The organism is Kitasatospora sp. NPDC051170 (assembly GCF_044455705.1).
Classification (GTDB): domain Bacteria; phylum Actinomycetota; class Actinomycetes; order Streptomycetales; family Streptomycetaceae; genus Kitasatospora.
On sequence record NZ_JBITFA010000034.1, the window covers coordinates 1 to 21,012 of the forward strand.

5 protein-coding genes are annotated in these 21,012 nt (G+C 73.2%); 1 reads left to right on the forward strand and 4 read right to left on the reverse strand.

Features of this window, described 5'->3' with window-relative positions; translation table 11 throughout:
• Positions 1 to 11,482, reverse strand: an 11,482-nt coding sequence (locus tag ACIBCA_RS36860; RefSeq protein ID WP_396287551.1) for an SDR family NAD(P)-dependent oxidoreductase, incomplete at its 3' end; no start/stop codon positions are given.
• 206 nt (positions 11,483 to 11,688) lie between these two features.
• Between ACIBCA_RS36860 and ACIBCA_RS36865 the strand changes: the two genes are divergently transcribed.
• Positions 11,689 to 12,174 (forward strand): nuclear transport factor 2 family protein, encoded by a 486-nt coding sequence (locus ACIBCA_RS36865; RefSeq protein WP_396287552.1) that lies wholly within the window; start codon positions 11,689 to 11,691, stop codon positions 12,172 to 12,174.
• A 127-nt stretch (positions 12,175 to 12,301) separates the two neighbouring features.
• On the opposite strand, the gene mpaM is transcribed toward ACIBCA_RS36865, so the two are convergent.
• From mpaM to ACIBCA_RS36880, 3 genes are all read right to left on the reverse strand, one after another.
• The gene (mpaM, locus tag ACIBCA_RS36870) at positions 12,302 to 13,159 is read right to left on the reverse strand and encodes a daptide-type RiPP biosynthesis methyltransferase (RefSeq protein WP_396287553.1); all 858 of its coding nucleotides are present in this window, start codon (positions 13,157 to 13,159) and stop codon (positions 12,302 to 12,304) included.
• A gap of 336 nt (positions 13,160 to 13,495) precedes the next feature.
• Complete coding sequence (locus ACIBCA_RS36875; RefSeq protein ID WP_396287554.1) at positions 13,496 to 15,061, reverse strand: FAD-dependent oxidoreductase; 1,566 nt, start codon at positions 15,059 to 15,061, stop codon at positions 13,496 to 13,498.
• The coding region (locus tag ACIBCA_RS36880) for a type I polyketide synthase (protein ID WP_396287555.1) at positions 15,058 to 21,012 on the reverse strand (5,955 nt) is incomplete at its 5' end. The genes ACIBCA_RS36880 and ACIBCA_RS36875, both read right to left, overlap by 4 nt.

The following is a 21,012-nucleotide window of genomic DNA, read 5'->3' on the forward strand; positions in this document are numbered from 1 at the left end:
GGTGGTAGGTGAGGGTGGTGGCGATGGTGTGGAACTGGTCGAGGATGGGGTCCATGTGGGGGGAGTGGAAGGCGTGGCTGACGTGGAGGCGTCGGACCTTCCGGCCTTGGTTCTGCCAGTGGGTGGCCAATGCGAGGGCTTGGTGTTCGTCGCCTGAGATGACGGTGGAGGTGGGGGTGTTAAGGGCGGCGATGGTGAGGCCGGGGTAGTCGGCCAGGGTGGGCAGCACCTCCTCCTCCGAAGCCTGGAGTGCGATCATCGCGCCGCCGGTGGGGGCGGCTTGCATGAGGCGGCCGCGGGCGGCGACGAGGGTGCTGGCGTCGGGGAGGTCGAGGACGCCGGCGAGGTGGGCGGCGGTGAGTTCGCCCAGGGAGTGGCCGATCAGGTAGTCGGGGGTGAGGCCATGGTGTTCGAGCAGGCGGAACAGTGCGGTCTGGAGCGCGAACAGCGCGGGCTGGGCGTATTGGGTCTGGTGGATGAGCTGGGCGGTGTCGCTGTTCGGGTCGGCGAAGAGGATTTCGGCGAGGGGCCGCTCGAGGTGGTGGTCGAGTTCGGCGCAGGCGGCGTCGAAGGCGGTGGCGAAGACGGGTTGGGTGGCGTGCAACTCGTGTCCCATGCCGGGGCGTTGGCTGCCTTGGCCGGTGAGGAGGTAGGCGATGGGGCCGGGGTGGGGTTGGCTGGTGGCGCGGGTGGTGGTGGGCAGGGTGCGGCCGGTGGCGAGGGCGGTGAGTCCGGCCAGGAGGTCGTCGTGGGTGGTGGCGACGACGGCGGCGCGTTCGGTGAAGTGGGTGCGGTGGTGGGTGAGGGTGCGGGCGGTGGTGGTGAGGTCGAGGTGGGGGTTGGCGCGCAGGTGGTCGGCGAGGCGGGTGGCCTGTTCGCGGAGGGCGGTGTCGGTCTTGGCGGAGAGGAGGAACGGCAGCGGGGTGCTCACTTCCTCGGCGGGGGCCGGTACTTCGGCTTCCGGTGCCTGCTCCAGGATGACGTGGGCGTTGGTGCCGCTGATCCCGAAGGACGAGACACCAGCGCGGCGGGGGTGGTCCGTCTCGGGCCAGGCCATCGCTTCGGTGAGAAGGGTGACGGCGCCGGCTTCCCAGTCGACGTGCGGGGTGGGTGCGTCGACGTGCAGGGTCTTGGGCAGGATGCCGTGGCGCATGGCCTGGACCATCTTGATCACGCCCGCGACGCCGGCGGCGGCCTGGGTGTGTCCGATGTTCGACTTGATCGAGCCCAGCAGCAACGGCCGGTCCTGCGGCCGGTCCTGGCCGTAGGCCGCGATCAGGGCCTGGGCCTCGATCGGGTCGCCGAGCATGGTGCCGGTGCCGTGCGCCTCGACGGCGTCGACCTGATCGGGCGTCAACTGGGCATTTCTCAGAGCCTGTTGGATGACGCGTTGCTGCGAGGGGCCGTTGGGGGCGGTGAGGCCGTTGCTGGCGCCGTCCTGGTTGACCGCGCTGCCCCGGAGCACCGCCAGCACCGGGTGCCCGTTGCGCCGGGCGTCGGAGAGACGCTCCAGAACCAGCACGCCGACGCCGTCGGAGAAACCGGTGCCATCGGCGGCGGCCGCGAACGCCTTGCACCGGCCGTCGGTGGCCAGCCCGCGCTGGCGGCTGAACTCGGTGAACGAACCCGGGGTCGCCAGCACCGTCACGCCGCCGGCCAGGGCGAGCGTGCACTCGCCGGAGCGCAGGGCCTGGGCGGCCAGGTGGATCGCGACCAGGGAGGAGGAGCAGGCGGTGTCCACGGTGACCGCCGGGCCCTCGAAGCCGAAGGAGTACGCGACCCGGCCCGAGATCGCACTGGTGATGCCGCCGGTCAGCAGGTAGCCCTCGTACTCCAGCGGGCTCTCGTGCATCCGCGGGCCGTACTCCTGGGCGACGGCGCCGACGAACACGCCGACCGGCTGTTCGCGCAGGGTGTCGGGGGCGAGGCCGGCCCGCTCCAGGGCCTCCCAGGAGGTCTCCAGCAGGAGGCGCTGCTGCGGGTCGGTGGCGAGGGCCTCGCGCGGGCTGATCCCGAAGAACGCCGGGTCGAACTCGCCCGCGTCGTAGAGGAATCCGCCGTGCCGGGTGTAGCACGAGCCGGGGCGCTCGCCGGTCGGGTCGTACAGCTCGTCGAGGTCCCAGCCACGGTTGGTGGGGAACTCGCCGATCGCGTCCACCTCGTCCAGCGAGATCCGCCACAGCTCGTCCGGGGTGCGGACCTCGCCCGGGTAGCGGCAGCTCATGGCGACGACGGCGATCGGATCGTCGTCCAGCGGCAGCGGGACGGACCCGCGCTCCGGACGGACGACCGCCGGGCGGGCGCCCAGGGCCTCCGCCACCAGGAAGTCGGCGAGTGCCGAGATGGTCGGGTGGTCGAAGACGACCGTGGTCGGCAGCCGCAGGCCGGTGGTGGTGTTCAGCCGGTTCCGGAGCTCGACCGAGGTCAGCGAGTCGAAGCCGATCTCCTTGAACGCGCGGCGGGCGTCGATGGTCTCCGGGGTGGCGTGGCCGAGCACCGCCGCCACCTGGCTGCGGATCTGGTCCACGACGACGCTGTGCCGCTCCTCCTCGGACAGTCCTGCCACGGACTCGACCCAGGAGGACCGGGCCGGTCCGCCCGAACTAGCCGACGCGGCCCGGCGGGTGGCGCTCGGCGAGCGGACCAGGCCGTGGAGGATCGGGGGGAGGGTGCCGTCGGTGGCGAGGGTGCGCAGTGCGGGGGTGTCCCAGTGGACGGGGAGTACGGCCGGGTGGGGGGTGCTCAGTGCGGCGTCGAAGAGGGCCAGTCCTTGTTCGGTGGGCAGTGGGGCGATGCCGGTGCGGCGCATGCGGGCGAGGTCGGTGGTGGCCATGGCGCCGGTCATGGTGCTGGCTTGCTGCCAGAGTCCCCAGGCGAGGGAGGTGGCGGGGAGGCCTTGGGTGTGGCGGTGGTGGGCGAGGGCGTCGAGGTAGGCGTTGGCGGCGGCGTAGTTGGCCTGGCCGGGGTTGCCGAGGGTGGCGACGACGGAGGAGAAGAGGATGAAGGCGTCCAACTCGAGGTGGGTGGTGGCTTGGTGGAGGTTCCAGGCGGCGTCGACCTTGGGGGCGAAGACGGTGGTGATGCTGTCGGGGGTGAGGTTCTCGACGGTGGCGTCGTCGAGGACGCCGGCGGCGTGGATGACGGTGGTGAGTGGGTGTTCGGTGGGGATGGCGGAGATGAGGGCGTCGACCTGGTCGCGGTGGGCGGTGTCGCAGGCGGTGATGGTGATCTGGGCGCCGAGTGCGGTGAGTTCGGCCTGGAGGTCGGTGGCGCCGGGGGCGGTGGGTCCGCTGCGGCTGGTCAACAGCAGGTGGCGGACGCCGTGTTGGGTGACCAGGTGGCGGGCGACCAGTGCGCCCAGCGTGCCGGTGCCACCGGTGATCAGCACCGTGCCCTCACCGCCCGGCCGGCGCGGGACGGTCAGGGCGATCTTGCCGACGTTCTGGCCGCGTTGGAGGTAGCGGAAAGCCTCCTTGGCCCGGTGAACGCTCCAGCTGGTGACCGGGAGGGGACGCAGGACGCCCTGCTCGAAGAGCGGCATCAGTGCGTCGAACATCTCCCGCACCCGGTCCGGCGGGACGGTCAGCAGGTCGAACGCCTCGTACGCCACGCCCTCGTGCTCTCCGGCCACCTCCTCCGGGACCCGGATGTCGGTCTTGCCCATCTCGACGAAGTGCCCGCCGCGTGGCATCAGTCGTAGCGAGGCGTCCACGAACTCGTTCGCCAGGGAGTTCAGGACCACGTCGAAGCCCGCTCCGGCGGTGGCGGCGTGGAACCGCTCCTCGAACTCCAGGGTGCGGGAGTTGGCCAAGTGCCCGTCGTCCAGGCCGCGTTCACGCAGCACGTCCCACTTGCCGAGGCTCGCGGTGCCGTACACCTCGGCGCCCAGGTGACGGGCGAGCTGCAAGGCGGCCAACCCGACTCCACCGGCCGCCGCGTGGACCAGCAGCCTCTGTCCGCGCCGCAGGCCGGCCAGGTCGACCAGCCCGTAGTAGGCGGTCAGGAACACGATCGGGATCGTCGCGGCCTCGGTGAACGACCAGTCGGCGGGCTTGTGCACCAGGTGGCGCTGGTCCGCGACCGCGACCGGTCCGAAGGCGTTCGGGAACAGGCCCATCACCTGGTCGCCGACGGCGAACCGGCTGACATCGGCCCCGACCTCGACCACGGTGCCCGCGCCCTCCAGGCCGAGACCGTCCTCACCGGCGCGCAGGGCGAGGGTGACGAAGACGTCGCGGAAGTTCAGCCCGGCGGCGCGCACGGCCACGCGCACCTCGTCCGCACCGAGCGGCCGGTCGGCCTCGGGGTGGGCCTGGAGGGCGAGGTGGTCGAAGGTGCCCGCGCCCGTGGTGGTCATCCGCCAGCTGTCGGCTCCGGCGGGCGGGGTCAGCAGCTCACCGGGCGTCGCGTCCGTGGCGGCGAGTCGGGGGGTGTGGAGGGTGCCTTGGCGGATGGCGAGTTGGGGTTCGCGGGTGGTGATGGCGTGGGTGAGTGCGGTGGTGAGTGCGGTGGTGCTGTCGGGGTGGTCGTCGGTGTCGAGGAGGGTGATGCGGTCGGGGTTTTCGGTCTGGGTGGAGCGGATGAGTCCCCAGATCGCGGTGTGGGGGAGGTTGGGGGTGGTGGTGTGGGTGGCGTTGGTGGTGATGAGGGCGAGGTGGGTGTGGTCGAGGCGGGGTTCGGCGAGCCAGCTTTGAAGGAGCTGGAGGGTGGTGGTGGTGAGGCGTGCGGTGTCGTCGGGGGTGGGTTGGGTGGTGGGGAGGGTGAGGGTGACGGTGTCGGGGAGGGGGTCTTGGGTGAGGAGGGTGTCGAGGGTGGGGTGGTCGGGGTCGAGGGCCCAAGTGGTGCTGTTGGTCACGTCGTTGATGTCGGGGTTGACGGCCGACCAGGTGACGTGGAACAGCGAGGAGGCGGCCTTCGGCGCCAGCGAACCGCTGAACGGGCGGAGGACGAGTTCCTCGGCGGTGAGGACGGGCTGACCGGCCGGGTCGTACGCAGTCAGCTCGTACGTGTGCGTGCCGGTCGGGACCATGCGAACGCGCAGGGTGCCGGCATCGGTCGCGTACAGGCGCACGCCGCCCCAGGAGAACGGCAGCGCCAGCGCGTCCTGCGGGATCAGCAGCGCGTGGAGGGCGGCGTCGAGGAGGGCGGGGTGGACGGTGTGGCCGGTGGTGGTGGTGTCGGGGTCGAGGGTGACCTCGGCGTAGAGGGTGCCGTCCGCGTGCCAGGCCCGGGTGAGGTTCTGGAAGGCCGGGCCGTAGTCGTAGCCGCGTGCGGCCAGCGCGTCGTAGGCGCCGGTGAGGTCGATGGCGGTGGCGTCCGTGGGGGGCCACTGGGCGAGGTCGGGCCCGGGGGTGGGCTCGGTGGTGAGGATGCCGCTGGCGTGGAGGGTCCAGGGCTGGTCGGGGTCGTCGCTCTGGGGCCGGGCGTGGATGTCGATGCGGTGGTCGGTGTGGACGGTGACCTGGAGGTGGACCGGTCGGTCGAGCGGCAGCGGGGCGTGGAGGGTGAGTTCTTCGACGGTGGTGTGGCTGGTGGCTTGGGCGGCGTGGAGGGCGAGGTCGAGGAAGGCGGTGCCGGGCAGGAGGGGGTTGTGCTGGACGGCGTGGTCGGCGAGCCAGGGGTGGTGGTGGGTGCTGAGGTTGGAGGTGGCGAGCCAACTGCCGTCGGGGAGTTGGGTGGTGGTGGCGAGGAGGGGGTGGGTGGCGCCGTGCAGGCCCAGGCCGGTGGCGTCGGTGGGTGCGCTGTTAGCCGTGAGCCAGTAGTGCTGGTGCTGGAAGGCGTACGTGGGCAGCTCGGGATGGGTGGACGGGTCGGGGTGGTGCCAGGTCGGGTTGTGGCCGTGGGTGTAGATGGTGGCCAGCGAGGTGGCGAACTGGGTCCAGTCGCCTAGCTGGCGACGCAGGGTGCCGATCGCCGCGCCGGTGTCGTCGTGTCCGCTCTCGTGCAGAGCGTGGTTGATGCTGGGGACGAGGACGGGGTGGGGGCTGGCCTCCATGTAGAGCTGGTGCCCCGTGGTGATGAGGTTGCTCAGAGTCGGGTGGAACAGCACCGGGTTGGTGAGGTTGTCGTACCAGTACTGCGCGGTCAGCGTGGTGGTGTCGATCGGCTCGCCCGTGAGGGTGGAGTGGAAGGGAATGGTCGCGGTGGCGGGGCTGATGCCGTCCAGCGCGGTGAGGATCTCTTCGCGCAGGGCGGTCATGTGCGGTGTGTGTGAGGCGTAGTCGACTGGGATGGTCTTGGCGTCGACGCCGGTGTTCTGGAGGTGGGCGACGAGGTCGTGGACGGCCTGGGTGTCACCGGCGACGACGGTGGTGGCGGGCCCGTTGAGTGCGGCGACGTGGACGCCGGGGTGTTGGGTGAGGAGTTCGCGCACCGCGTCGGCGGGCATGGGGATCGAGGCCATGGTGCCGGTGCCGGCGAGGCGGGTCAGAGCCCGGCTGCGTAGGGCGACGACGCGGGCGGAGTCCTCGAGGGTGAGCGCTCCGGCGATGTGGGCGGCGGCGATCTCGCCCTGGGAATGGCCGATGACGGCGTCGGGCTGGATGCCGTGGTGTTGCCACAGGGTGGCGAGGGAGATCATGACGGCCCACAGCGCGGGCTGGACGACGTCCACGCGATCGAGGCCGGGTGCGTCGTCACGGCCGTGCAGGACGTCGATCAGGTTCCACCCCGTGTGCGGGTGGAGGGCGTTGGCGCACGCGTCCAGCTTCTCCGCGAACGCGGGAGACTGGGCGTAGAGGTCGGTGGCCATGTTCTCCCACTGGGAACCCTGGCCGGGGAACACGAATACGGTCTTGGGTATCCCGCCCGCGACGGCGGTGATCACGCGGGGGCTGGGGGTCGCGGAGGCCAACTCGGCCAGGCCCTCGGCGAGTTCGTCCGTGGTCGTGCCGATGACGGCGGCCCGGTGCTCGAAGGCGGCCCGCCCGGTGGCCAGGACCCGGGCCACGTCGGCGGGTTGGGCCTGGGGATGCTCACCCAGCCACGCGTGCAGCCGTCCGGCCTGCTCGCGCAGCGCGGCCTCGCTCTTCGCGGACAGCAGCCACGGCCAGGGCCCGACAGCAGGAGCCACGACCTGCTCGTCAGACTCGGGGGCTTGTTCCAGGATGACGTGCGCGTTGGTGCCGCTGATGCCGAAGGAGGAGACGCCGGCCCGGCGGGGGTGGTCGGTCTCGGGCCATGCCATCGCTTCCGTGAGCAGGCTGACGGCGCCGCTCTCCCAGTCCACGTGCGGGGTGGGAGCGTCCACGTGCAGGGTCTTGGGTAGCACGCCGTGCCGCATGGCCTGCACCATCTTGATCACGCCCGCCACACCGGCCGCGGCCTGCGTGTGTCCGATGTTCGACTTGATCGAGCCCAGCAGCAACGGCCGGTCCTGCGGCCGGTCCTGGCCGTAGGCCGCCATCAGGGCCTGCGCCTCGATCGGGTCGCCGAGCATGGTGCCGGTGCCGTGCGCCTCGACGGCGTCGACCTGATCGGGCATCAACCCCGCGTTGCTCAGCGCCTGTTGGATGACGCGCTCCTGCGAGGGGCCGTTCGGTGCGGTGAGGCCGTTGCTGGCGCCGTCCTGGTTGACGCCGGTGCCCCGGATGACGGCCAGCACCCGGTGGCCGTTGCGCTGGGCGTCCGAGAGGCGTTCCAGCAGGACGAGCCCCGCGCCCTCGCCCCACCCGGTGCCGTCGGCGGCGGCGGCGAACGCCTTGCAGCGGCCGTCGGCGGAAAGGCCCCGCTGGCGGCTGAACTCGACGAACATGCCGGGGGAGCCCATGACGGTGGTTCCGCCGGCCAGGGCGAGCGTGCACTCGCCGGAGCGCAGGGACTGGGCGGCGAGGTGGATGGCGACCAGGGAGGAGGAGCAGGCGGTGTCCACGGTGATGGCCGGGCCTTCGAGCCCGAGCACGTAGGCGATCCGGCCGGAGGCGACGCTGATGGTGTTGCCGGTGAGCAGGTAGCCGCCGTAGCCGTCGACGGGGTTGTGCAGTTCGGGGCCGTAGCCCTGGGCGGTGGCGCCGATGAAGACGCCGACGCGCTGGCGGGCCAGTCCGGCGGGGTTGAGGCCGCCGCGTTCGAGGGTTTCCCAGGCGGTTTCCAGCAGGATGCGCTGCTGGGGGTCCATGGCGGTGCTCTCGCGCGGGCTGAGGCCGAAGAACTGGGCGTCGAACAGGTCGGCGTCGTGCAGGAATCCGCCGTGGCGGGTGTGGGAGCCGTTGGCGCGGTCGGGGTCGGTCTCGTGGAGGCCGGCCAGGTCCCAGCCGCGGTTGGTGGGGAACTCGGTGACGGCGTCCCGGCCCTCGGTGACCAGGCGCCAGAGGTCCTCGGGGCTGCGGACGTCGCCCGCGTAGCGGCAGCCCATGGCGACGATGGCGATGGGTTCGTCGGTGGCTGCGGCCGCGCCGGTGGCGACGCCCCGGGCGGGGGCGGTGTCGTCGACGAGCTGCTCGTGGAGGTGGTCGATGATGCTGGTGGGGGTGGGGTAGTTGTAGAGCAGCGCGACGGGCAGGCGCAGGCCGGTGGCGGCGTTGAGGCGGTTGCGCAGTTCGACGGCCGTGAGCGAGTCGAAGCCGAGGTCCTTGAAGGTGCGGCGCAGGTCGACGATCTCGTCCGTGCCGTGGCCGAGGGTGCCGGTGACGCTGTCGCGCACCAGCTCGGTGAGTGCGGTCCGCTGTTCGGCCCCGGTCAGCGCGGCGAGGTGCTGGCGCAGCGACAGCGGCGCCTCCTCTTCTTCGGCTTCGTCGACCCTGCTGGATGCGTCGAGTTCGGCGGCGGTGGGACCGGCCTGTGCGGGGGCCGGGTCGGGCCAGTAGCGGCGGCGCTGGAACGCGTACGTGGGCAGGTCGGTGTCGCCGGTCGTGGTGCCGAGGACGGTGGGCCAGTCGACGTGCAGGCCGTGGGCGTGCAGTCCGGCGAGGGCGGTGAGGACGGTGGCGGTCTCGGCGTTCTCGCGCAGGCCGGGCAGGAAGAGGGTGTCGGGGTCGTCCGTGTTCTGCTGCCCGAGGACGGTGAGCACTCCGCCGGGGCCGAGTTCGAGGAAGGTGCGGATGCCCTGCTGGTGCAGGGTGGTGACGCTGTCGGCGAAGCGTACGGCGTGCCGGACCTGGTCCGTCCAGTAGTCGGGGGTGGTGAGCAGTTCGGGGTCGGCGGTGGTGCCGGTGACCATGGAGACGATCGGGACCCGGGGCGGGTGGAAGGCGAGGCGGGCGGCGACGGCCCGGAACTCGGCCAGGACGGGTTCCATCAGCGGGGAGTGGAAGGCGTGGCTGACCTTCAGCCGCCGGGTCTTGCGGCCGGTCGCGGCGATGGCGGCGGCGACCTGCTCGGCTTCCGCCTCGCGGCCGGAGATGACCACCGAGTCGGGGCCGTTGACGGCCGCGATGTCGACGAAGTCCCGTACATCACCCAGGAGTTCGCGGACCTCCTGCTCGCCGGCCTGAAGCGAGATCATCACGCCGCCGGCCGGGAGCGCCTGCATCAGCCGGCCGCGGGCGGCGACCAGGGTGGCGGCGTCGGCCAGGGACAGCACCCCGGCGACGTGGGCGGCGGCGAACTCGCCGATGGAGTGGCCGGCCAGGGCGTCGGGGTAGACGCCCTGCGACTCCACCAGCCGGTAGAGGGCGACCTCGACGGCGAACAGCGCGGCCTGGGTGTACTGGGTCTGGTGCAGCAGGGCCGCGTCCGCGGTGTCCGGGTCGGCCCAGACGACGGACCGCAGCGGGCGTTCCAGGTGGCGGTCGAGTTCGGCGCAGGCCGCGTCGAAGGCGGCGGCGAACGCCGGGAATTCGGCGTGCAGTTCGCGTCCCATGCCGAGCCGCTGGGCGCCCTGGCCGGTGAACAGGAGGGCCAGCTTGCCGTCGCCGGTGCGTCCCCTGACCAGGGCGGTGCTGTTGCGTCCGGCGCCGTTCGCCCCGGCTGCGGTGCCGGAGGCGAGGGCGCGCAGCCCGTCGAGGAGGGCGTCGCGGGAGTCGGCGACGACGGCGGCGCGGTGCTCGAAGGCCGTCCTGGTGAGGGCGAGCGCGGCGCCGACCCGGTGCGCGGTGACTTCGGGGCGGTCCGCGAGGTGGTCGGCGAGCCGCGCGGCCTGGGCGCGCAGGGCGGCCTCGGTGCGTCCGGAGAGCATCCACGGGACGGCCGCGGTGGGCGGTGCGGCATGGACGGCTGGTGCGGCATGGACGGCAGGTGTGTCCGGAGCGGCCGGTGCGGGTGGCGTCTGCGCGGGTTCCGGCGCCGCGGCCAGCACCAGGTGGCAGTTGGTGCCGCCCATGCCGAAGGAGGAGACGCCGGCGATCGGCGGCCGGTCGTCCTGCGGCCAGGCGCCGTGGTCGAGTTGGACGCGCAGCCGCAGTTCGTCCAGGGGGATCTCGGGGTTGGGGCGCTCGTGGTTCAGGCTGGCGGGGATCTCGCGGTGGCTGAGGCTGAGCACGGTCTTGAGCAGGCCGACGATGCCCGCCGCGCCTTCCAGGTGGCCCACGTTGGTCTTGGCGGAGCCGACGATCAGCGGCCGCCGCGGGTCGCGGTCGGCGCCCGCGCCGAGCACGGCGCCGAGGGCGGCGGCCTCGACCGGGTCGCCGACCCGGGTGCCGGTGCCGTGCAGTTCGACGTACTGCACGGCGGACGGGTCGGTGCCGGCGTGCCGGTACGCCTCGCGCAGCACCTCCTCCTGTCCGTAGCGGCCGGGGACGGTGAGCCCGTCGGTGGCGCCGTCGTTGTTGACCGCGCCGCCGAGGATGACGGCGTGGATCCGGTCGCCGTCGGCGAGGGCCCGGGGGAGCGGCTTGAGCACGACGGCGCCGCCGCCCTCGCCGCGGACGTAGCCGTTGGCCCGTTCGTCGAAGGTGTAGCAGCGCCCGTCGGGGGAGAGGGCGCCGAACCGGAAGGCGCCCATGGTGCCCTCGGCGAGGATGTTGAGGTTGACCCCGCCCGCGACGGCGAGCTGGGACTCGCCCCGCCGCAGGCTGTCGCAGGCCAGGTGGACGGCGATCAGCGAGGAGGACTGGCCGGCGTCGACGGTGAGGCTGGGGCCGTGCAGGCCGAGGGTGTAGGAGACCCGGTTGGCGATGATGCCGCGCTGGGAGCCGGTCAGGGTGTGCTGGGTGATCGCGGGCATGCCGTGCCGGTGCAGCAGGGCGGCGTACTCGCCGGCCATCGCCCCGACGAAGACCCCGGTGCGGGTGCCGTGCAGGCTGCCGGGGAGCAGGCGGGCGTCCTCCAGCGCCTCCCAGCTCAGCTCCAGGACGAGCCGCTGCTGCGGGTCCATGGCGAGGGCCTCGCGCGGCGAGATGCCGAAGAAGCCGGGGTCGAAGGCGTCGATCCGGTCGAGGAAACCGCCCTGGCGGATCGGCAGCTCGCCCGAGGCGTCCTCCCAGCGGCCCTGCGGAGCCTCGGTGACGGCGCTGCGGCCGGCGCGGAGCAGCTGCCAGAAGCTCTGCGGATCGGGGGCCCCGGGGAGGCGGCAGGATATTCCGACTACGGCAACAGGATAATTCACTGCTCATCCCTCACGGTCTCGTTGTCGCTCGGCGGTCCACCCTTTTTGGTAGCAGCCGTGGGCGACCTTTATCAAGATCGATTTAGCGTGCCCCAAGGGGGATTTCAGTGTTCCGTGCGCCTATCTGTTGTGCGGTTGCGGCGGCCTCTGGCAGGATCGGGGCGTCCTGACCGATCGGCTATGCCGAACCAGCCCCTGGGGAATTCATGGCGAACGGAAACGTTCTGAGCGCTCGCGAGGTGTTCGGACTCAAGCAGCGCCGGGTCGAGGCACTGGATATGGACGGGCAGGCGGATCTCTTCGCCGAGGACGGCGTGCTGGAGATCGCCTTCGCGCCGCCCGGCGTGCCGAACCGCATCCAGGGCCGCGAGGCGATCCGGGCGGTGACCGTGGGGGCCGTCGCCGGGGCGACCAGCGGCACCCGCCGGATGGTGGGGCACCACTCGGAGGTGGTGCACGAGACCGCCGACCCCGAGGTGATCGTGGCCGAGTTCTTCGCGCAGACCGAGGACACCGTCACCGGCGAGCGCTTCGAGGCCCGCTACATCCAGGTCCTGCGGATCCGCGACGGCGAGATCCACTCGTTCCGCGACTACTGCACCGTCGAGGCGCTGACCACGCTGTGGGGCGCGCCCGGCGAGAACGCCATCCGGTCGATCCGCGACGAGGGCCTGCCCTCCGCCGACGGCTGAGCCCGGGCCCGTCCGTCCGGGGTGCGCACACCCCGGGCGGACGGGCCCGCGCCGGCGGTGCGACGCCCGGGGTCCGGATCCCCCCTCCTGCGAGGGCGGATCCGGACCCCGGGCGTTCGCGTGCGGCTCAGAGCGAGGCTTCGAGCAGGTAGATCTTCGGGACGATCGCGAAGGACGCCTGGATCTGGAACTCGCTGACCACCTCGTGCTGGGCCACCACCTTCAGGCCGGCCACCTCCAGCTCCTGGCGCAGCAGGGCGGGCGGCAGCACCCGGGACAGCGCGGTGAAGATCTTGGAGTCCACCACCTTGCCGTCCGCCACCCGCTGGGCGAGGAAGTTGCTGGAGCGCAGCAGCTCCTGCGGGTCCACGTAGTCCAGCAGGGTCAGCAGCATCGGGATGTCCGCGTCCGCGCCGGTCGGGATGACCACCAGGGTCTCGAACGGGGTCTCCCGCTGCTCGATGCCCGGGAACTCGATGACGGTCATCAGGAAGCGGCCCTCGGGGTTCAGGTGGGCCTGGACCGAGGCGAACAGCGAGACGCGCTGCTCGGCGTCGAGGTAGCTGACCGCGTTGGCGCCCAGGGTGACGAAGTCGAAGCGGCGGCCCAGCTCGAACCGGACCATGTCGCCCTCGACGGTGCTGACCCGGCCCGTGTAGTCCTGGCCGTCCTCCTTCTCCTCCTCCAGCCGCTCGGCGAACAGCTTCAGCATGTCCGGCGAGGCGTCCAGGCCCACGGCGTCGAAGCCGCGCTCCAGGAACGGGAAGGTCAGCCGGCCCGACCCGCAGGCCAGTTCCAGCAGCGTGCCGGACTTGCCGTCGGCGACCCGCAGCATCGCCTCGGCGTCCGCCTCGTCGTACCGGGTGAGGAAGTGGTAGACGTGGGAGCCCTCCGGGCCGTACAGGCTGTGGACGGCGTCGTCCCCGCCGAGCAGCCGGGCCACGTGCGACGCGGTGCCCAACACGCGGAGTGCGTTCTCGCTCATGTTTTTCCTTCGGTTCGTCGGATTCGTCGGAATCGGTTTCACGCGGCGGACGGCCGGTGGGGAGTTCCGGTGCGAAATCGTGCGGTATTTCGTCCGGAGGACGTCACTGGGGTGTTCCGAAAAGCCTTTCGGAAGGCGTACGGAATCGCAGTACGGAATTCCGGTGCGATCGTCGGGGCGGTCCGGGGAAGGGGCACGGGAACCGTGCCCGCGACATCTTCGCAGGGCCGGGTGAAGATGCCCTGAAGACCGGCTAAAGCAGCCCGGCCGAAACGGCCCGCCGGGCGGCTTCCCGGATATTCCCCCGGGAAGCCGCGCGGCGGGTGCCGGGCCGGATCACCCGAACCAGGTCTTGACGGCCGAGGAGAGGCCCTCCCGGTCCGAGCCGTCGGAGTCCACCCAGGCGACGTGCCCGTCCGGCCGCACCAGCAGCACCCGGGCGTCGAGCCCCGGCACCGGCTCGGCGCGCACCACGGCGAGCCGGTCCGCCCGCTCGGCCAGTCCGGCGGGGTCGGTCGGGTCCGGGGCCTCGCCGGTGAGGTCCAGGACGAGCCCGCGGCCGTCCGCCAGCAGCTCCAGGACGGCCTGCTCGCCGCCCGCCGCCGTGGTCACCGCGACGTCCGGCAGCCGCGCGCCGAGCAGCGGGTGCGCCTCCTCGCCGGCCCGGCCGTCCGGCAGCGCGAACGGGTAGCGCACCTCGGTGACGTACCGCACCAGGTGGCGCCGTACGTCCGGGAAGGCGATCAGGTCGGCGAGGATCTCCCGCAGCGGCCCGACCCGGTCGATCGGGTGCATGGCCGCCACCTGCGCCTGGGCCCGTACGCAGGCCCGGCGCCCCACCGGGTGCCGCTCGCGGTGGTAGGTGTCCAGCAGGTCCGCCGGGGCCCGGCCGAGCACCGCCGCCGCCAGCTTCCAGCCCAGGTTGACGGCGTCGTGGACGGTGGTCACCATGCCGTTGCCCGAGGACGGCGGGTGCGCGTGCGCCGAGTCGCCGACCAGGAACACCCGGCCCCGGCGGTACTCGGTGGCCAGCCGGGTGGCGTGGCCGTTGCGCTCCATCCAGCTCGGCTCGTCGAACTCCGGCTCCGCGCCGGTGATCCGGCGGAAACTGGCCCGGATCTCCTCCGCCGTCACCGGGGCGTCCTCGTCCACCTCCGGGCGGTCGAACTCCACCGTCATCAGCCGCATCCGGCCGGCCTGCAGCGGCAGGATGCCGATCTGCCCGGCCGGGTGCAGGCCCGAGGTGAAGGTGTCCCGGTTGCCCTCGAAGGAGTCCACGTCCGCGGTGGTGCCGTAGTACGCGGGCGCGAACTCCTCGTACGCGAATCCGGCCAGCTCCGCCACCCGGCTGTGCACCCCGTCGCAGGCCGCCAGGTAGCCGGCCCGCAGCCGCTCCTCGCCCGCCGCCGAACGGACCGTGACCGTCACCCCGGCGCCGTCCTGCTCGACGGCCAGCACCTCGTGGCCCAGCCGGACGTCGGCGCCCAGCTCGCGGGCGCGCTCCTCCAGCAGCTCCTCGGTGCGCCACTGCGGCACCAGCAGGTCGTACTCCCGCTCGCCCAGCTCGTCCAGCAGGTCGATGGTGATCAGGCCGAAGTGCGTGCGGTTCCAGCGCGGGGTGTCGGCGTCCCGGAACCGGTCGGCCAGGCCGCGCTGGCGCAGCGTCTCCACGCAGCGGGCGTGCAGCAGCGAACCGCCGGAGGTCCGCGAGCGGCCGGTGTGCCGCTCCAGCACGGTGACCCGCACGCCCGCCAGGGCCAGTTCGCAGGCGAGCATCAGGCCGCCCGGACCGGCGCCGACCACCAGGACGTCGGCGGTGGAGTTCGGTGCGCCGGGGCCGGGGCCGGGGCCGGTGTCGGAGCCGGTGTCGCGATCGGTGTCGCGATCGGTGTCGCGGTTCATGAGGCACTCCCATTCTGTCGGTTCGTCGTGATCGCCTCGGTGCCCCGGTCGGTGCCGACCAGCTCCTGACGCAGGTACGCCGCGAGGTCCGAAGGGGTCGGAAGGTCGTAGACGGCGGCGGCCGGCAGCGCCAGCCCCGTCGCCCGGTTCAGCTGGTTGCGCAGCTCGATCGCGCTCAGCGAGGAGAACCCGAGGTCCATGAAGTCGTCCTCGGGGCCGACCGTCGTCGGCGAGTCGTGCCCGAGCGTGAGCGCCGTCTTCGCCAGCACCAGCTCCAGCAGCGCCAGTTCCTGCTCGGCCTCGGACAGCCCGGCCAGTCGCGCCAGCAGCGCCGACGGCCCGTCGGCCTCCGCCGCGTCCGCCGCGCCGCCCACCGGCTGCCCGGCCAGGTCCGCCACCACGAACGCCGGGCCGCCGCGCGTCAGGAGGCCCGGCAGCAGGCCGAGGGCCGAGCCCACCGGGACCGGGCGCAGGCCGGACGGGTCCTCGGACGGCACGCCGGACGGCCCTGCGGACGGCTTCGCGGACGGCCCTGCGGCCGCCGGCGCGCCCGCCGCCTGCCAGGGGCCCCAGGCCAGGGCCGTGGCCGGCAGCCCGGCGGCGAGCCGGTGCCGTGCGAGCACCTCGTGGTACCCGCCCACCGCCGCCCGCGCCCCGGGCTCGACCGTGCGGTCCAGCGGCGCGAACAGGACGAAGGCCGACACCTCCGCGCGGTGCTCGGTCAGCTCGTGCAGCAGCCAGGCCGCGGCCGGTGCCGCAGCCGGGTCCCCGCCGGCCGCGGCCGCGGTGTGGAAGACGGCGGTCAGCTCCACCTCCGCCAGCAGTCGCGAGAGCTCCTGACGGTCCGTCGGCTCGCACCGCGCCACCGTCACCCGGGTACCCAGGGCGGCCAACTCCCGCTCCAGGTCGGCCGATTCGCTCGACCCGATCGACCCGCCCGGTGCGCCCGGTTCTCCGCCGGGGCGCGCGGTGAGCAGCAGGTGTTCGGCGCCGGAGCGGGCCAGCCAGCGGGCCGTCTGCGCCCCCAGGCCCTCGGTGCCCCCGGTCACCAGTACGGCGCCGTGCGGCCGCCACCGCGCCCCCGGCTCCGCCCCGGCACCCGCCACCGGCAGCAGGCGCCGGGCGAAGGTGCCCGCGGCCCGCACCGCGAGGTCGCCGTCCGGACCGGCGGCCAGCACGGCGCCGAAGCGGTCCGCCATCGCGCCGTCGAGCACCCCGGGCACGTCCACCAGGCCGTACCGCCGGGCCGGGTCCGCCGCGCGCAGCGACGCCGTCAGGCCCCACAGCCCGGCGTGCGCCGGATCCGCCAGCGGCTCGGTCGGGGAGACCGCCACCGCACCCCGGGTCACCTGCCACACCGGCGCGCCGATCCCGGCGGCGTCCAGTGCCCGCGCCAGCAGCGGTGCCTGGGCCAGTGCTCGGGACGGGCCGGGCCGGGGCGTCGGCTCGGGGTCGCGCAGCAGCGCCGTCGCCACGACCACGCCCGCCGGAGCGCCGCCGCAGTCCGCCGCGGCGGCCTTCAGCGCCTCCGTCAGCGCCTCCAGCGCCGCCGCCGATCCTTCCGCCGATGCGAGGGCGTCCCCGGCCGGCACCGGCACCGGCACCAGCACCACCGTGCCGCCCCGACCGGTAATCGCGCGGCGCACCGACCCGATCACCTCCTCGTCCGAACCGCTCGCCGGGACCAGCAGCAGCCAGTCGCCGACCGGCCGGGCCGTCGAACCGCCCGCCACCCGCTCCCAGCCGACCCGGTGCCACCAGTCGCCGCGCCGCCGCCAGGCCGCCAGCGCCGGGAGCACCTCCCGCAACAGCCTCAGCTGCTCCGGGTCGTCCAGCTCCAGCGCGCCCGCCAGCGCCTCCGCGTCGTCCTGCTCGACGGCGCCCCAGAACTCGGCCTCCGCCCCGGAACCGGCCGCCGCGGGCCGGGCCGGTGCGACGTCCAGCCAGTAGCGGCGGTTGTCGAACGCGTACGTCGGCAGGTCCACCTGCCCGGCCGCCGGTACCACCCGGCTCCAGTCCGGCTGGATCCCCCGCACGTGCGTCTGCGCCAGCGCCAGCGCGAAGGCCAGCGGCTCCGGACGGCCCCGGCGCAGCACCGGCACCACCGCGGCCCCCGGGTCGTCGACGGTCTGCAGCACCGCCGAGGCCAGCGTGGGGTGCGCCGACAGCTCCAGGAAACCGGCCACGCCCTCGTCCCGCAGGTAGCCGATCCCGTCCCGGAACCGCACGGGCTGCCGGATGTGCCGCACCCAGTACTCGGCGTCCCGCAGCTCGTCCGCGGTCGCGTGCCGCCCGGTCAGGTTCGACACCACCGGGACCGTCGGTGCGTGGAACCTCAACTCCCGGGCCACCGAACGGAATTCCTCCAGGACGCCGTCCACCATCGGCGAGTGGAAGGCGTGGCTGACCTGGAGACGGCGGACCTTGCGGCCCCGCTGCTCCCAGTGCGCCGCGACCTCCAGCACCTGCCGCTCGTCACCGGAGACCACCGTCGAGGACGGCGAGTTGAAGGCCGCGACCGAGATCCCCGGACGGTCGGCCAGCGTGGGCAGTACCTCCTCCTCCGAAGCCTGGAGTGCGATCATGGCGCCGCCGGTGGGGGCGGCTTGCATGAGGCGGCCGCGGGCGGCGACGAGGGTGCTGGCGTCGGGGAGGTCGAGGACGCCGGCGAGGTGGGCGGCGGTGACTTCGCCCAGGGAGTGGCCGATCAGGTAGTCGGGGGTGAGGCCGTGGTGTTCGAGGAGGCGGTACAGCGCCGTCTGGAGTGCGAACAGGGCGGGCTGGGTGTACCGGGTCTCGTCCAGCAGGGCGGCTCCGGCGCTGCCCTCCTCCGCGAACATCACCGGGAGCAGCGGCTGAGGAAGGTGCGCGTCCAAGTGCGCGCACACCTCGTCCAGCGCCGCCGCGAACACCGGCTGCGCCGCATACAACTCGCGCCCCATGCCCGGGCGTTGGCTGCCCTGGCCGGGGAGCACGAAGGCGGTGCGCAGCGGGGACGCGGCCGCCACCCCCGCGACCACCGACGGAGCCTCCTCGCCCCGGGCCAACACGCCCAGCGCGCGCACCAGTTCGTCCCGGTCGCCGCCGACCGCCACCGCCCGGTGCGGCAGCGCGGCCCGGGTCGTCGCCAGGCTGTGCGCCACCTGCGCGGCGCCCAGCTCCGGACGGGCCGCGAGCCGCCGCAGCAACCGCTCCGCCTGGCCGCGCAGCGCCTCCGCGCTGCGCGCCGACAGGACCCAGGGTAGTGGGGTGTCCAACTCATCGGTGGGGGACGGTTCTTCGGCTTCCGGGGCTTGTTCGAGGATGACGTGGGCGTTGGTGCCGCTGATGCCGAAGGAGGAGACGCCGGCCCGGCGGGGGTGGTCGGTCTCCGGCCAGGGGGTGGTTTCGGTGAGCAGGGTGACGGCGCCGGTTTCCCAGTCGACGTGCGGGGTGGGTGCGTCGATGTGCAGGGTCTTGGGCAGGATGCCGTGGCGCATGGCCTGCACCATCTTGATCACGCCCGCGACGCCGGCGGCTGCCTGGGTGTGTCCGATGTTCGACTTGATCGAGCCGAGGTAGAGCGGCTGTTCGGCCGGCCGGTCCTGGCCGTAGGCCGCGATCAGGGCCTGGGCCTCGATCGGGTCACCCAGTGTCGTGCCCGTTCCGTGCGCCTCGACGGCGTCGACCTGATCGGGCGTCAGTCGTGCGTTGGCGAGGGCCTGCCGGATGACGCGTTCCTGCGAGGGGCCGTTGGGGGCGGTGAGGCCGTTGCTGGCGCCGTCCTGGTTGACGCCGGTGCCCCGGATGACGGCCAGCACCCGGTGGCCGTTGCGCTGGGCGTCCGAGAGGCGTTCCAGCAGGACGAGCCCCGCGCCCTCGGAGAAGCCGGTGCCGTCGGAGGCGGCCGCGAACGCCTTGCAGCGGCCGTCGGCGGCCAGGCCGCGCTGGCGGCTGAACTCCACCAGGGTGCTCGGCGTCGCCATGACCGTCGCACCGCCGGCCAGGGCGAGCGTGCACTCGCCGGAGCGCAGGGCCTGGGCCGCGAGGTGCATGGCGACCAGGGAGGAGGAGCAGGCGGTGTCCACCGTCACCGCCGGGCCCTCCAGGCCCAGCGTGTACGAGACCCGGCCCGAGGCCACGCTGTTGCTGTTGGCGGTCAGCAGGTAGCCCTCGAACTCCTCCGGGGTCTGGTTCAGCATCCGCGCCCCGTAGTCGCTGTTCATGATTCCGGCGTAGATGCCGGTGCGAGTGTTGCGCAGGCTGGTCGGATCGATCCGGGCGTGCTCGAAGGTCTCCCAGGCGGTTTCGAGCAGGAGGCGCTGCTGGGGGTCGGTGGCGAGGGCCTCGCGGGGGCTGATGTTGAAGAACGCCGGGTCGAAGTCGCCCGCGTCGTGCAGGAATCCGCCGTGCCGGGTGTAGCTGGTGCCGGGTACGTCGGGGTCCGGGTGGTAGAGGCCCTCCAGGTCCCAGCCGCGGTCGGTGGGGAAGCCGGTGATGGCGTCGGTGTCGGTGGCGACGAGGTGCCAGAGGTCGTCGGGGCCGTGGACGTCGCCGGGGTAGCGGCAGGCCATGCCGATGATGGCGATGGGTTCGTCGGTGGTGGTGGTTCGGGGGGTGGTGGCGATGGCCCGGTGTGCGGTGCCGTCGGGGTTGAGTCGGGTGAGGAGGTGGGTGGCGAGGGCGGTGGGGGTGGGGTGGTCGAAGATCAGGGTCGGGGGGAGCCGGAGGCCGGTGGCGGCGGTGAGCCGGTTGCGCAGCTCGACGGCGGTGAGCGAGTCGAAGCCCAGATCCTTGAACGCACTCGTGATGTTCACCGAGGCCGACGTCGCGTGCCCGAGGATCACCGCCACCTGACCTCGGACGACCTCCAGGACGTGCTGGTGCTGTTCGTCGGGGGTGAGGGCGGCGAGGTGGTCGGCGAGGGCGGTGCTGTTGCCGGTGGTGGTGTTGCTGCGGGCGGCGGTGCGGGTGGTGCGGGCCCCGGGCAGGTCCCGCAGGAGTGCGGGGCGCTGGGCGGGGTCGGCGGGCGGGGTCAGTGGGGTGAGCAGTAGGTGTGGCTGGTCGATGCGCAGGGCGGTGTCGAGCAGGGCGAGGGCGTCTTCTGTGGCCAGGGGGGTGATGCCGCCGCGCGCCATGCGGGCGTGCTGGGTGGCGTCGAGGTGGCCGGTCATGGCGCTGGTCTGCTGCCAGAGTCCCCAGGCGAGGGAGGTGGCGGGGAGGCCTTGGGTGTGGCGGTGGTGGGCGAGGGCGTCGAGGTAGGCGTTGGCGGCGGCGTAGTTGGCTTGGCCGGGGTTGCCGAGGACGGCGGCTGCGGAGGAGAAGAGGATGAAGGCGTCGAGGTCGAGGTGGGTGGTGGCTTGGTGGAGGTTCCAGGCGGCGTTGACCTTGGGGGCGAAGACGGTGGTGATGCTGTCGGGGGTGAGGTTCTCGACGGTGGCGTCGTCGAGGACGCCGGCGGCGTGGATGACGGTGGTGAGGGGGTGTTCGGTGGGGATGGCGGCGATGAGGGCGTCGACGGCGGAGCGTCGGGCGGTGTCGCAGGCGGTGATGGTGACCTGGGCGCCGAGTGCGGTGAGTTCGGCTTGGAGGTCGGTGGCGCCGGGGGCGTTGGGTCCGCTGCGGCTGGTCAACAGCAGGTGGCGGACGCCGTGTTCGGTGATCAGGTGCCGGGCGACCAGTGCGCCCAGCGTGCCCGTACCACCGGTGATCAGCACCGTGCCCCCGGAGGTGAACACCTCGGGCCGGTCAGCGGCGCCGGTGATGTCGGTGGGTGTGAGTCGGGGGGTGTGGAGGGTGCCTTGGCGGAGCGCGAGTTGGGGTTCGCGGGTGGCCCGGGCGGTGACCAGCGCGTGGGTGAGGGCGGCGGGGGTGGTCGGGTGGTCGTCGGTGTCGAGGAGGGTGATGCGGTCGGGGTTTTCGGTCTGGGTGGAGCGGATGAGTCCCCAGATCGCGGTGTGGGGGAGGTTGGG

What these genes read in the sequence shown, in the direction of transcription:
- ACIBCA_RS36865 (WP_396287552.1), top strand. Translation starts at nt 11,689, where the DNA reads ATGGCGAACGGAAACGTTCTGAGCGCTCGCGAGGTGTTCGGACTCAAG.
- mpaM (WP_396287553.1), bottom strand. Translation starts at nt 13,159, where the DNA reads ATGAGCGAGAACGCACTCCGCGTGTTGGGCACCGCGTCGCACGTGGCC.
- ACIBCA_RS36875 (WP_396287554.1), bottom strand. Translation starts at nt 15,061, where the DNA reads ATGAACCGCGACACCGATCGCGACACCGATCGCGACACCGGCTCCGAC.